Annotated in this window: 10 protein-coding genes; 4 read left to right on the forward strand and 6 right to left on the reverse strand. The window is 76.0% G+C overall.

Annotated features, from left to right (window positions below; genetic code table 11):
- Positions 1 to 4: 4 nt before the first annotated feature.
- The 4 genes from CP974_RS06995 to rsmH are packed head-to-tail and all read right to left on the reverse strand — an operon-like array spanning position 5 to position 5,417.
- Positions 5 to 1,690 carry a UDP-N-acetylmuramoyl-L-alanyl-D-glutamate--2,6-diaminopimelate ligase gene (locus CP974_RS06995; protein WP_031135367.1) on the reverse strand — a complete coding sequence of 562 codons (1,686 nt, stop codon included), beginning with the start codon at positions 1,688 to 1,690 and terminating at the stop codon, positions 5 to 7.
- Positions 1,687 to 3,732 (reverse strand): peptidoglycan D,D-transpeptidase FtsI family protein, encoded by a 2,046-nt coding sequence (locus CP974_RS07000; RefSeq protein ID WP_069976023.1) that lies wholly within the window; start codon positions 3,730 to 3,732, stop codon positions 1,687 to 1,689. Before CP974_RS07000 ends, CP974_RS06995 begins: the two co-directional genes overlap by 4 nt.
- Positions 3,733 to 3,735: 3 nt before the next feature.
- Positions 3,736 to 4,494, reverse strand: a complete 759-nt coding sequence (gene ftsL / locus CP974_RS07005; RefSeq protein ID WP_150485781.1) for a cell division protein FtsL — start codon at positions 4,492 to 4,494, stop codon at positions 3,736 to 3,738.
- The gene (gene rsmH / locus CP974_RS07010) at positions 4,491 to 5,417 is read right to left on the reverse strand and encodes a 16S rRNA (cytosine(1402)-N(4))-methyltransferase RsmH (RefSeq protein WP_031133880.1); all 927 of its coding nucleotides are present in this window, start codon (positions 5,415 to 5,417) and stop codon (positions 4,491 to 4,493) included. The genes ftsL and rsmH overlap by 4 nt, the downstream gene beginning before the upstream one ends.
- 474 nt (positions 5,418 to 5,891) lie before the next feature.
- Between rsmH and CP974_RS07015 the strand changes: the two genes are divergently transcribed.
- From CP974_RS07015 to CP974_RS07030, 4 genes are all read left to right on the forward strand, one after another.
- Positions 5,892 to 6,428 carry a beta-class carbonic anhydrase gene (locus CP974_RS07015; RefSeq protein WP_031133882.1) on the forward strand — a complete coding sequence of 179 codons (537 nt, stop codon included), beginning with the start codon at positions 5,892 to 5,894 and terminating at the stop codon, positions 6,426 to 6,428.
- A gap of 272 nt (positions 6,429 to 6,700) precedes the next feature.
- Entirely contained in the window at positions 6,701 to 7,723 is a 1,023-nt protein-coding gene (locus CP974_RS07020) for an AAA family ATPase (RefSeq protein WP_031133884.1), read from the forward strand.
- Entirely contained in the window at positions 7,723 to 9,156 is a 1,434-nt protein-coding gene (locus CP974_RS07025; RefSeq protein ID WP_031133886.1) for a DUF58 domain-containing protein, read from the forward strand. The genes CP974_RS07020 and CP974_RS07025 overlap by 1 nt, the downstream gene beginning before the upstream one ends.
- Positions 9,153 to 11,525, forward strand: a complete 2,373-nt coding sequence (locus CP974_RS07030) for a transglutaminase TgpA family protein (protein ID WP_085921217.1) — start codon at positions 9,153 to 9,155, stop codon at positions 11,523 to 11,525. Before CP974_RS07025 ends, CP974_RS07030 begins: the two co-directional genes overlap by 4 nt.
- A 559-nt stretch (positions 11,526 to 12,084) precedes the next feature.
- Here CP974_RS07030 and CP974_RS07035 read toward each other — a convergent pair.
- Positions 12,085 to 12,480, reverse strand: a complete 396-nt coding sequence (locus tag CP974_RS07035) for an SCO2097 family morphological protein (protein WP_031133324.1) — start codon at positions 12,478 to 12,480, stop codon at positions 12,085 to 12,087.
- Positions 12,481 to 12,745: 265 nt separating this feature from the next.
- Positions 12,746 to 13,504: a methyltransferase gene (locus tag CP974_RS07040; RefSeq protein WP_031133326.1), complete on the reverse strand. Its 759-nt coding sequence runs from the start codon at positions 13,502 to 13,504 to the stop codon at positions 12,746 to 12,748.
- Positions 13,505 to 13,542 lie beyond the last annotated feature (38 nt).

A 13,542-nucleotide genomic window follows, 5' to 3' on the forward strand; every position in this document is an offset into this window, starting at 1 on the left:
TTCTTCATCCCTGACTGTTCTGGATGGCTTCCCGCAGGACCCGGCGGTCGTCGAAGGGCCGTACCACGCCTGCGATGTCCTGGCCCTGCTCGTGGCCCTTGCCCGCGACGAGGACCGTGTCGCCCGGCCGGGCGCGGGCGACGGCGGCGGCGATGGCGGAGGCCCGGTCGGCGTCGACCAGGACGGTGCCCCGCTCGTGGGCGGGGACCTGGGCGGCGCCGGCGAGCATGGCGGAGAGGATCGCGAGGGGGTCCTCGGAGCGCGGGTTGTCGGAGGTGAGCACGGCCGTGTCGGCGAGGCGCGCCGCGGCGGCGCCCATCGGGCCGCGCTTGGTGACGTCGCGGTCGCCGCCGCAGCCGAGGACGAGGTGCAGGCTGCCCTCGGTCACCTTGCGCAGGGAGCGCAGCACGGACTCGACGGCGTCGGTCTTGTGGGCGTAGTCGACCACGGCGAGGTACGGCTGGCCGGCGTCGACGCGCTCCAGCCGGCCGGGCACGCCGGGGACGGCGGCGACGCCGTCGGCGGCGGTCTGCGGGTCGATCCCGGCGACGGCGAGGGTGACGACGGCGGCGAGGGTGTTGGCGACGTTGAACGGGCCGGGCAGCGGCGCCTTGGCGGCGATCCGCTCGTCCTTCGGGCCGACGATGGTGAAGGTGCTGCCGAGGGGGCCGCTGCGGACGTCCTCGGCGCGCCAGTCGGCGTCCGGGTCGCCGTCGGCGGAGAAGGTGACGACGGGCACGGTCGCCTCGGTGACCAGCCTCCTGCCGTACTCGTCGTCGAGGTTGACGACGCCCTGGCGGGAGCGGCGGGGCGTGAACAGCTGCGCCTTGGCCTGGAAGTAGTCCTCCATGCCGGAGTGGAACTCCATGTGCTCCGGGCTGAGGTTGTTGAAGACGGCGACGTCGAAGACGCAGCCGTCGACCCGGCCGAGCACCAGGGCGTGGCTGGAGACCTCCATGGCGACGGCGTCGGCGCCGCGCTCGCGCATGACGGCGAACAGGGCCTGGAGGTCGGTCGCCTCGGGCGTGGTCCGCTCGGACTTGACGCTCTCCTCGCCGATGCGCGTCTCGACGGTGCCGATCAGCCCGGAGGCGCGTCCGGCGGCCTTGAGGCCGCCCTCGACGAGGTAGGCGGTGGTGGTCTTGCCGGACGTGCCGGTGATGCCGATCTGGAGGAGGTCGGCGCCGGGGCGGCCGTAGATCTCGGCGGCGAGTTCGCCCATCCGGCCGCGCGGGTCGTCCACGGTCAGGACGGGCAGGCCGGTCGCGGCGGCGCGGTCGGCTCCGGTCGGGTCGGTGAGGATCGCGACGGCGCCGAGGCCGGCGGCCTGCGCGGCGAAGTCGGCTCCGTGGACCCGGGCGCCCGGCAGCGCGGCGTACACGTCTCCGGGGCGTACCGCCCGCGAGTCGTGGGTGATGCCGGTGACCTGCCCCTCGTACGGCCGGTGCGGCTCGTGCGGAGCGGGGGCGCCCAGGCGGGCGGCCAGTTCGCCGAGGGGCGTGGGGCGGACCTGGACCGGACGGGGCGCTCCCGGCTGTTTCGCGGGCGCGCCCTGGTCGGTTGCTGGGGACTGATCAGGGTGTGGCACGGCGGTGAGCGTACCGGGCGCACCCGTGATCGGGCTAAATGAGGCCGCCGGGGCGCGGTCGGCGCCGGATCGGTTCCCGGGGTCGGGCGTGATGGTTGTCACTGGGGGCTCCCCTCGGCTCGGTCGCCGGGTGTGAAGGTGACCGGCATGCGCGGGGGCGGTGCTCCGGTCGGCGCGATGTGCAGGGTCTTCAGGGCGAACTCCATGACCTTCTTGTAGACGGGGCCGCAGATCTGGCCGCCGAAGTAGCTGCCCTGGGTGGGGTTCTGGATGGCGCAGTAGACGGTGATGCGGGGGGCGTCGGCGGGTGCGAAGCCGGCGAAGGAGGCGGTGTACCCCTTGTAGCGGCCGAGTCGCGGGTCGACGCGGTTGGCCGTGCCGGTCTTGCCGGCGACGCGGTAGCCGGGGATGGCGGCCTTGGTGCCGGTGCCCTCCCGGTCGTCGACGACCGATTCCAGCATGGCGGCGAGGGTCTGGGCGGTCTTCTCGCTGACGACACGCGTCCTCGCCGGTTCGGGCGCGGGGGTGAAGCGGCCGTCGGGGCCGCGGGTGCCGCGCACCAGGGTGGGTTCGACGCGGACGCCGCCGTTGGCGACGGTGGAGTAGACGGAGGCGGCCTGCATGGCGTTGAGGGACATGCCCTGGCCGAAGGGGATCGTGTACTGCTGCGAGGTGTTCCAGTCCTTCGGGTCGGCGAGGATGCCGGAGGTCTCGCCGGGGTAGCCGAGGCCGGTGGGGCTGCCCATGCCGAACTTGCGCAGGTAGGAGTGGAGGACCCGGTTGGCCTCCGCCTGGTTCTTCCCCAGCTGACCGGTCGCCAGGATGGTGCCGATGTTGGACGACTTGGCGAGGACGCCGTTGAGCGTCAGGTACCAGGTGGGGTGGTCGATGTCGTCCTTGAAGAGGCGGTCGCCCCGGTGGAGGCGGTTGGGGACGACGACGTGGGTGGAGGGGGTGGCGGCGCCTTCCTCCAGGACGGCGGCGATCGACATGACCTTGGCGGTGGAGCCGGGTTCGAAGGCGTCCTGGAGCGCCGCGTTGCCCATGGCGGCGGAGTCGGCCTGGGAGAGGTCGTTGGGGTCGAAGCCGGGCGCGTTGGCCATGGCGAGGACCTCGCCGGTGCGGGTGTCCTGGACGATGACGTATCCGCGGTCGGCGCGGGAGGCGGCGACCTGCTCGCTGATGGCCTTCTGGGCGGCCCACTGGATGTCGCGGTCGATGGTCAGCTCGATGTCGGAGCCGGGGACGGCGGGGGTCTCGCGGGCCTGGGCGGTGGGCACGCGGCGGCCGCCGGAGTGGGCGTACGTGATCTTGCCGTCCCGGCCGGCCAGTTCCTCGTCGAGCATCGACTCCAGGCCGCCGGCGCCGCGGCCCTCGGCGTTGACGTAGCCGAGTATCCCGGCGCCGAGGGAGCCGTTCGGGTAGACGCGCTTGGTGCTCTTCTCGCTGAGCACCCCGGCCAGGACGCTGACGCCGGGGCCGCCCTGGGCCCGGTCCTCGCGGGCCTTCCTGGCGAAGAGCGCCTTGAGGTCCTTGATCTGGTTCCAGACCTGGGGGGTCTGCTTGCGGGCGAGGACCGCGTACCGGGGGGAGGGCGGGGACTTGAGGGTGCGCACGAGCGCGGCGGGGTCCTTGCCGAGGATGGGCGCGAGGAGGGCGGCGGCCTGCTCGGGCGCGTCGGGGACCTTGCTCTCCTGCGGGGTGAACATCTTCGGGTCGGCGGTGATGTCGTACGCGTCGACGCTGGTGGCCAGGGCGATGCCGGCGCGGTCGGTGATCTCGCCGCGCTCGGCGGCGAGCTTGTGGCTCAGGTAGCGGTTCTTCTCGGCCTTGGCCGCGTACGCGGCGGCGTCGACGGCCTGGACCTGGAGGAGGCGCACGACGAAGGCCAGCATGACCAGGGTGAGCCCGACGCTGACCAGGCGGAGCCGGGGGCGGGGGCTGCCGAGCCGGAGCGGGCGGGCGGCCGGCGGCCGGGGCGGCGCCTGGCGCGGCCGGCGGGGCGTGGGGCGGCCGGCGGCGGGGCGGGGGCGGCCGGTGGCGGTGTCGCGGGGGGCGCGGGCGCCGCGGGTGCGGCCCGCAGGGTGCCGGGCGCCGCCGGCGGGGCGGGGGACGCGGCGGTGCGGAGGTTCCTGGGAGGGCACTGCTCACCTGCCGGGGGGCGTCGGGTCGGGGGCGGGGGCGGGGGGCGCGGGGGCGGCCGGGGGCGCGGGGGCGGGGGCACCGGTTCCGGGCGCGGCGGGGGCGTGCGGGGCGGGCGGGACCTGCGCCGGGCCGCCGTTCGGGGGCTGGGCGTACGGGGGCGCGTCGTACGGGGGCGCGTCGTACGGGGTGCGGGCGTACGGGTCGGGGCCGCTCGGGGGCTGGGCGCCGCCGGGTGGGAGGGCGTGGGGTGCGGGGGCGTTCGGCGCGGCTCCGTTGCCGGGAGCCGGGGCGTTCGGTACGGAGCCGTTCGGGGCCGGGGCGTTCGGGGCCGCCGCCGGGGACGGGTCGGCGCCGTGGGGGGTCTCGCCGGGGAGGGGCTCCGGGTCCGGCTCCGGGGTGGGGGCCGGGGAGGGGAGGCCGCGGACCGTGCCGTCCGGCTCCAGGAACGCCGGGCCGCCGCCGGGGACCATGCCCAGCTCACGGGCCCTGCGCTCCAGCGCGTCGGGGGCCGACCGGGCGTCGACGTCCCGCTGGAGGGCCTGCTCCTCGTCGGTGAGCTCGGTGGTGCGCTTCCTCAGCTCGGACAGCTTGAAGGACCCCTGGCTGAGGGAGGTGTTGAGGAGCAGGAGCCCGATGAGCCCCCCGCCCAGGAGGACGACGACGAGCAGGACGAAGGGGGTCCGGGCGGCGGTGGCCGGGCCGGACGGCATGAACCGGGCGAGCCGGGCCGCGCGCCCCTTCGGGTCTCCCGCCTTCGTCACACGTCCTCCCTGATCCGTTCCGCGCCGCGCAGACGGGCCGGCGCGGCCCTGCGGTTCTCGGCGACCTCCTCCTCGGTGGGGAGTTCGGCGCCGCGCGTCAGCAGCTTGAGGCGAGGCTGGTACCGCTCGGGGACCACGGGCAGCCCCGGCGGGGCCGTGGTGGCGGCGCCCGCCGCGAAGACCTGCTTGACCAGCCGGTCCTCCAGCGAGTGGTACGAGAGGACCGCGACGCGCCCGCCGACGGCGAGGGCCTTCACCGCGGCCGGGATCGCCCGCTCCAGCACGGCCAGTTCGCCGTTGACCTCGATACGCAGCGCCTGGAAGGTGCGCTTGGCCGGGTTGCCCCCGGTGCGCTTGGCGGCCTGCGGCAGGGCGTCGCGGATCAGCTCGACCAGCCGGGCGCTGCGGGTGAACGGCTCCTTCTCCCGCTCCCGCACGATGGCGCCGACGATCCGCTTGGCCTGCTTCTCCTCGCCGTACGCGCGCAGGATGCGGACCAGCTCGCCGGGCGGGTAGGTGTTGAGGACCTCGGCGGCGCTGATGCCCGCCGTCTGGTCCATGCGCATGTCGAGCGGGGCGTCCTGGGCGTAGGCGAAGCCGCGGTCGGCCTCGTCGAGCTGCATGGAGGAGACGCCGAGGTCGAACAGGACGCCCTGGACGCGCGGCACGCCGAGCCGGGCGAGGACCTCGGGCAGCTCGTCGTAGACGGCGTGGACGAGCGTGGCGCGGTCGCCGAAGCGGGCCAGGCGCTCGCCGGAGAGGCGCAGCGCCTCGGTGTCCCGGTCCAGCGCGACGAGCCGCGCCCCGGGGAAGCGGGTGAGCAGGGCCTCGCTGTGGCCGCCCAGGCCCAGGGTGCAGTCCACGACGACCGCTCCGGGCCGCTCCAGTGCGGGTGCGAGGAGGTCCAGGCACCGCCGGAGCATCACGGGGACGTGCCGGGTGTTGCCGTCCGGCCGCTCGCCGCCGTCGTTGTCGGGGAGCCGCACCGGGTCGGTACCGGCGGCACCCCCATCGCGCCCTGTCATCTTCCCTCTCAGGTCCGGCTCGGCGCACGTACCACCGGCCTCCGGCGCCGGGGAGGGCGTCGGCCGACCGGCGAGCGGAGGGGCCGAGCCGTACGTGCCACCGCACACGCGGAGGAGAAACCGCGGAAATCGCTCGGAATTCGCTCAATGTCTCCGTGAACTTCGCGCCACTCTAGTCGACTCGCCCGCCCGGTCAATCAACCGGCCAGCGCGTCGCCCGGCCCGCGCACACCCGGGAGCAAACCGGACAGATCACCCTTCCGGGTGCCGCTCCCCTCCGCCCTGTGGGTTACCTCACAGCCCGCGTCATTGACGTTCTTTGTCCGCTCTCACGGCGAGCCTCCCGCGGGCGTGCCCGTTAACGTCATAGCCATGTCGACTTCCGCACCCCTCCCCGCCGAAGCCCAGGGCGAGACGGTCACCGACCGGCTGGTCGAGGCCAACCGCAGCTACTCCGAGCAGTTCACCGACCCCGGCATGGACGCGCGCCCCGTGCTCAAGGTGGCGGTCGTCGCCTGCATGGACGCCCGCCTCGACCTGCACGCGGCCCTCGGCCTGCACCTCGGCGACTGCCACACCATCCGCAACGCCGGCGGCGTCGTCACCGACGACGTGATCCGCTCGCTCACCATCAGCCAGCGTGCGCTCGGCACCCGCAGCATCGTGCTCGTGCACCACACGGGCTGCGGCCTGGAGACCCTCACCGAGGGCTTCCGCGACGACCTGGAGCAGGAGGTCGGGCAGCGTCCGACCTGGGCCGTGGAGGCGTTCCGCGACGTCGACCAGGACGTGCGGCAGTCGATGCAGCGGGTGCGCACCTCGCCGTTCCTCCAGCACACCGGCGACGTGCGGGGCTTCGTCTTCGACGTGACGACCGGCCTGCTCCGCGAGGTCGACCCGGCCGCCTGACCCTCCCCGCACGGCCCCCGCCGGGCACGCCGACGACCTCGCGGGGACCACCGGACGGCCGCGGGCGGGCGGGACCGACCCGCCGAAGCACTGACATATCGCCCGCGGTTGTCCGGAGCCGAGTGACACCGCGCCGCACGGCAACAAGAATGCGGGGTGACACCCCTCCCGGGCCGCAGGAGACGCTCCGCGGGCGGTGTTGCACATCTCTGGGTGGGCCGTGCCGTCCTGCATCGCACCGGCCCGCGATCGAAAGGGCCGAGGAGGGCCGGGTGACCACCTATGACGACCGAGCGAGCCTCACAGACCTGACCACCACCGCGGAGTTGGTCCGCCGGTCGGTGGAGGGTGTGATCGAGGGCAAGCCCGAGGTCGTACGGGTCTCGCTGACCGTGCTGCTGGCCGAGGGGCACCTCCTGATCGAGGACGTGCCCGGCGTCGGCAAGACGATGCTGGCGAAGGCGCTGGCCCGGTCCATCGACTGCTCCGTGCGGCGCATCCAGTTCACGCCCGACCTGCTGCCATCCGACGTCACCGGCGTGTCGGTCTACGACCAGCAGCGCCGCGAGTTCGAGTTCAAGCCGGGCGCGATCTTCGCGCAGATCGTGATCGGCGACGAGATCAACCGGGCCTCGCCCAAGACCCAGTCCGCGCTCCTGGAGTCCCTGGAGGAGCGCCAGGTCACCGTGGACGGGCAGTCGTACGAGCTGCCGTCGCCGTTCATGGTGGTGGCCACGCAGAACCCGGTGGAGATGGAAGGAACGTATCCGCTCCCCGAGGCCCAGCGGGACCGCTTCATGGCGCGCGTCTCGATCGGCTACCCGAGCGCCGACGCCGAGCTGCGGATGCTGGACACGCACGGCGGGGTGTCACCGCTGGACGACCTCCAGCCGGTGGCGCACGCCCACGACATCGTGAAGCTGATCGACGCGGTGCGCGGTGTCCACGTCGCCGACTCGGTCCGCAGGTACGCCGTCGACCTGGTCGGCGCCACCCGCGTCCACCCGGATCTGCGCCTGGGCGCCTCGCCGCGCGCGACGCTGCACCTGCTGCGCGCCGCGAAGGCCTCCGCCGCGCTGGCCGGCCGCGAGTACGCCCTCCCGGACGACGTGCAGGCGCTGGCCGTGCCCGTGCTGGCGCACCGGCTGCTGCCGACCGCGCAGGCGCAGCTGGACCGGCGCACCGCCGAGCAGGTCGTACTGGACATCCTGCAGCGCACCCCCGTGCCGGCGGTGGCGCAGCGGCCGGCCGGGGAGGCGTTCCTCGCCCAGCGGCCCGGCCTGCGGCGGCTGTGATGACGGCCGCGACTCCCGCCGCCGCGGACGGGGCGGTCCGGGGCGGGCTGCGGGGCGCCTTCGCCGGGCTCACCACGCGGGGCCGGTCCTTCCTGGCGGCCGGGGTCGCGGCGGTGGCCTGCGCGTACGTGCTCGGCCAGCCGGACCTGCTGCGCGTGGGCCTGCTGCTGGCGGTGCTGCCGCTGGTGTGCGTGGCGGTGCTGTACCGCACGCGCCACCGGGTCGCGGCGAGCCGGCGGCTGGCGCCGCAGCGGGTGGCCGCGGGCTCGGAGGCGCGGGTGCGCCTGCGGCTGGACAACGTGTCGCGGCTGCCGACGGGGCTGCTGATGCTCCAGGACCGCGTCCCGTACGTGCTGGGGCCGCGGCCCCGGTTCGTGCTGGACCGGGTGGAGCCGGGCGGGAAGCGCGAGGTGTCGTACCGGGTCCGCTCGGACCTGCGCGGGCGGTACCCGCTGGGCCCGCTCCAGCTGCGGCTGAGCGACCCGTTCGGGATGTGCGAGCTGACGCGTTCCTTCGGCGCCTACGACCTGCTGACGGTCGTGCCGCGCACGGAGCCGCTGCCGGCCGTGCGGCTGGCCGGCGAGGCGCCGGGGTACGGCGACGGGCGGCACCGGGCGCTGGCGCAGGTGGGCGAGGACGACGTCATGCCGCGCGAGTACCGGCACGGGGACGATCTGCGGCGGGTGCACTGGCGCTCCACGGCCCGGTACGGGGAGCTGATGGTGCGGCGCGAGGAGCAGCCCCGCCAGGCGCGCTGCACGGTGCTGCTGGACACCCGCGCGGAGGCGTACGGGGGCGGCGGGCCGGACGCGGCGTTCGAGTGGGCGGTGTCGGGCGCGGCGTCGGCGGTGGCGCACATGCTGGGGCGCGGGTACGCGGTGCGGCTGCTGACGGACACCGGGGACACCCTGCCGGGCGACGGCTCGGACGGGTACGTGGCGCCGGGGCACGAGGCGGGGGACGCGGCGGGGATGCTGATGGACGCCCTGGCCGTGGTGGACCACTCGGACGAGCCGGGTCTCGGCCGGGCGCTCGACGTGCTGCGCGCCGGGGGCGAGGGTCTGCTGATCGCGTTCTTCGGTGAACTGGACGGGGCGCAGGCGGAGCTGGCGGCCCGGATGCGGCGGCGCAGCGGTGCGGCCGTGGCGTTCGTCCGGGACACGGGCGGCGGGGCCTCCGGCGGCGGGGCTTCCGGGGCGGGTGGGGACGGCTCCGGTGGTGCCGGTTCCGGCTCGGGGGCCGGTGGTGCCGGTGGGGCGGCCGGTGGCTCCGGTGCGGCGGCCGACGCGGTGCGGCGGCTCCAGGAGGCGGGCTGGTCGGCGGTCCCGGTGCGGCCGGGCGACTCGCTGGCCGGGCTGTGGCGGCACGCCGCGCGGGGCGCGGGCGCGGTCGCCGGTGGTGGTACGACGGGCTTCTCGGGGGGTTGGTCATGAGCGGCGGCGGACGCCTGACGGTGTGTGCGCTGGTCGCCACCCTGGCGGCGGCGTGCGCGCTGCTGCCGCTGGTCGGCGAGGTCGGCTGGATCGTCCAGGCGGCGGCGCTGCTGGCGGCCGTGGCGGGGGCGGGCGCGGCGGCCCGGCGGGTGCCGGCGGCGCGGTCGCTGACCGTGGCGGCGCAGCTCGCGGTGGGCCTGGTGCTGCTGACGCTGCTGTTCGCGCGGGAGCAGGCGGTGGCCGGGGTGCTGCCGACGCCCGAGGTGTTCCGCCGGTTCGGGGCGCTGCTGGAGGCCGGCGTGCGGGACGTGGGGCAGTACGCCCCGCCCGCCCCGGCCACGGACGGCATCCGGCTGATGCTGGTCGGCGGGGTGCTGCTGATCGGGCTGGCCGTCGACGTGCTCGCCGTGACGCTGCGCAGCGCGGCCCCCGCGGGGCTTCCGCTGCTGGCGCTGTACTCGGTGGCGGCCGGGCTGTCCGGCGGCGGCGCGAACTGGCTGTGGTTCCTGGTGGCGGCGACCGGCTACCTGGTGCTGCTGCTCGCGGAGGGCCGCGACCGGCTCGCCCAGTGGGGCCGGGTGTTCGGCGGGCCGAAGCCCCGGCCGGGCGGCCCCGGCGCGTTCGAGGCGGCCGACGGGTCGGCGCCCGCGCCGCTGCGCACCGGGCGGCGGATCGGCGCGCTGGCGCTGGGCATCGCCCTGGTCGTGCCGAGCGTGCTGCCGTCGCTGGACGGGGGCCTGCTGGGCGGCGGCACCGGCGACGGCGCGGGCGGCGGCACGATCTCGGCGGTGAACCCGCTCGTCTCCCTGAAGGACAACCTGAACCAGGCGCGGGACCGGGAGGTGCTGCGCTACCGGACGAACGCGCCGGACGGCCCCGGCCTCTACCTGCGGCTGGTGTCGCTGGACCAGTTCGACGGCACGTCGTGGCGGACCTCCGTACGGGGCGTGGAGGACATACCGGAGCGGCTGCCGGCGCCGGTCGGGCTGGACGGGCGGACCGGTGTCACGGAGATCCGCACCAACGTCTCGGCGTCGGGCTCGTACCAGCAGAAGTGGCTGCCGATGCCGTACCCCGCGACGGACGTGGAGATCGAGGGCCGCTGGCGGTACGAGCCGGTCGGGCGGATGGTCGTCGGCGACGACGGGCAGACCACGGGCGGTGCGCAGTACTCGGTGAGCAGTCTGGTCGTCCAGCCGACGCGGGAGCAGCTCGCGGCGGCCCCGCCGGCGCCGGGCCCGCTGCTGCGGGAGTACACGCGCGTCCCGCAGTCGCTGCCGCGCGACGTGCGGACCACGGCGCTGGAGGTGACCGCGGGCGCGAAGAGCGACTACGAGCGGGCCGTCCGGCTGCAGGACTGGTTCGCCACGGAGGGCGGCTTCCGGTACGACACGGAGGTGTCGTCGGGGACGGGCGTCACAGCGATCTCCCGGTTCCTGAAGGACCGGAAGGGCTTCTGCGTCCACTTCTCGTTCGCCATGGCGGCGATGGCCCGCACGCTGAACGTGCCGGCCCGCGTCGCGGTCGGCTTCATGCCGGGCACGCCGTCCGGGGGCGGCACGGTGTCGGTGGGCATCAGGGACGCGCACGCCTGGCCCGAGCTGTACTTCGAGGGCGTGGGGTGGACCCGCTTCGAGCCGACGCCGTCGCGCGGCTCGGTGCCCGAGTACGCGATGCCGGAGGCGCCCGCCGGTGCCGACCCGGGCGCGGAGGAGCCCCTGCCGAGCCCGTCGGCGGCGCCGTCGGCCGCTCCGTCGCAGCGGGCCGACTGCGCGCCGCAGCTCGCCGGACCGGAGGGGTGCGGCGGGTCCGCGTCGCCCGCCGGGCCGTCCGCCGGCTCCGGCCCGGCGCTCTGGCCGGTAGTGGCGGCCGTGGCAGGGGGCGTGGTGGTGGTGCTCCTGCCGCTGGCGCCGATGCTGTGGCGGCGGCGGGTCCGGGCGCGGCGGCTGCGGGGCGGGGAGCCCACGGCGGTGTGGGCGGAGGTCGTGGACGCGGCCTGGGACCTGGGCGTCCCTCCGGACGAGTCGCTGACGCCGCGCCGCACGGCCGCGCGGCTGGTGCGGGAGGGCCCGCTGGAGGGCGCCGCAGCGGAGGCGGCCCACCGGCTGGCCGGCGCCGTGGAGGAGGCGCTGTACGCGCGGGCGCCGCGTCCGGTGGAGGGCCTGGCCCGGGACGCGGCTGCGGTCCGCGCGGGGCTGGTGGCGGCGTCCGGCCGCGGGGCGCGGCTGCGGGCGGCGCTGGCCCCGCGGTCGGCGGCGCGGCTGGTGTGGGCGGCGTCCCGGCGCCGCTCGGCCGCCGCGGCGCGGTGGTCCGCCCGGTGGGCCGCCCTGACGCGCCGGCGGCCCCGGCCGTCCCGCCCGCGCGGCTGACGCCGGGACGCCGCCCTGCTTTGCGGCTTGCGCGGCTGCGCGGCTGCGCGGCTGCGCGGGGAGCCGGGCGGGCGGTGCCGGGCCGGTCTGTGCCTACCGGACGGTGCCCTGGCGGGGCGGTGCCGCGCCGAGCGGGGCCCGTGCCGGGCGGGCGATGGCGTGCGGGCGGCGGTGGTGCCGGGTGGGCCGCATCCGATGGGGGCCGGGCGGTGTCCGTACCGCCGCCGGGCCGGTGGGTGCGGGCCGCGACGCGCTCCGGCGGGCGGCCGGGGCGACGCGGGGCCCCCGTGGGCCGCGGCAGGGGGATCGGTACGGGGCCGGGGCGCCCTCGCGCCGGCGCGGGGCCGGGTGCGGGGCACACGGTGCGCCGCGGGGCGCGGCCTGGCGGCGGAGCCGGGCGGGTGACGGGGCGGACGCGGGAGGCCGGCGGGGGCGAGGAGCGGTGCGTGCGGGGCCGGGCGGCACGGGGACCGCGGCGGAGGCCAGGGGCAGCGGGGGCGGGACCGGGGACGCCTAAGGGGTGACCGCTGCTGCGGTCACCCCTCCGGCGTCGTGTGTGTCAGTGGCCCTGTTCGTCCTGGCGGCGCTGCCAGCGCTGCTCGATGCGGTCCATCATCGAACGGCGCTGCTGCCGGGTGCCCCGGCCTTGCGGCGCGGCTCCTGGAAGGGGCTGCTCCCCGGGCTTGGGTGCCTTGCGCCAGCCGGTGACGGCCAGGACCGCGCAACCGAGCATGACGAGGAACCCGACCACGCTGATCCAGATCTGCTGGGCGACCATTCCGGCCATGAGGAGCGCGATACCCACCAGGAATCCTGCGATCGCCTGGTAGACCCGTCGTCGGGTGTACGTACGCAGCCCGCTTCCCTCGAGCGCTGTCGCGAACTTGGGATCTTCGGCGTACAGCGCTCGCTCCATCTGCTCGAGCATTCGCTGCTCGTGCTCCGAGAGCGGCACGGAGTCCTCCTCATCGTCGGTCGCGGGGGCGACCGGTATGCGGCCCTTTCAGGATAGGCAGGGATTCGTCCCCGTGAAACCCGCCCTCAGTGCCAATTCGCCGATCGGACCGCCATGCCGGTTCACTGGTGAGGCGTTGATTCCCCGTCCTCCGAACCGTCATGCCGGATGGTGTCCTTCGATCATACGGGGATCCTGGCGCGATCGGGGCGGCTGTGGCGTACTCCATGTGCCGCTGCGGCGCTGTTCAGGCCCCTTCGCGGGGTCACTCCCGCTTCTCGCCCAGCACGTGCAGCTGCGAGGCCACCGAGTGGAAGGCGGGCAGCTCCGCCGCGGCGGCCTCCAGCCGGTTCAGGGCGTCGAGGGCGCCGGGCTCCGCGTCGACCAGCACGCCGGGCACGAGGTCGGCGAAGACCCGTACGCCGTGCACCGCGCCGATCCGCACACCGGCCGCCCCGACGGCCTCGGTGAGCTGCTCGGCGGTGAAGCGGCGCGGCACCGGGTCGCCCTCGCCCCAGCGGCCCGCCGGGTCGGACAGCGCGTGCAGGGCCTGGCTGAAATGGCCCGCGAGCGCGCGGGCCAGGACGGCGCCGCCGAGACCGGCCGCGAGCACGCTGAGCACACCGCCCGGGCGCAGGGCCTCCACCGCGTGGCGCACGCCCTCGCCGGGGTCGTCCACGTACTCCAGGACGCCGTGGCACAGCACCGCGTCGAAGCCGCCGCGCTCCGCCACGTCGAACAGGTCGTGGATGTCGCCCTGGACGCCGTGCACGCGGTCGGCGACACCGGCCTCGGCGATCCGGCGCTCCAGGGCGAACAGGGCGTTCGGGCTGGGGTCGACGACGGTCACCCGGTGGCCGAGACGGGCGACGGGCACGGCGAAGTTGCCGCTGCCGCCTCCGGTGTCGAGCACGTCGAGGCTCTCTTTGCCGGTCGCCTCGGCCCTGCGGTTCAGGGCCTCCTCAAGGACGTCCCACACGACGGCGGTACGGAGGGAGGCACGGGGGCGCTGCGGGTCGGACACGGCACTTGACTCCTCGGTGGCGTTGCGAACGGTCCCAG

It is taken from the genome of Streptomyces fradiae ATCC 10745 = DSM 40063 (assembly GCF_008704425.1).
Classification (GTDB): domain Bacteria; phylum Actinomycetota; class Actinomycetes; order Streptomycetales; family Streptomycetaceae; genus Streptomyces; species Streptomyces fradiae.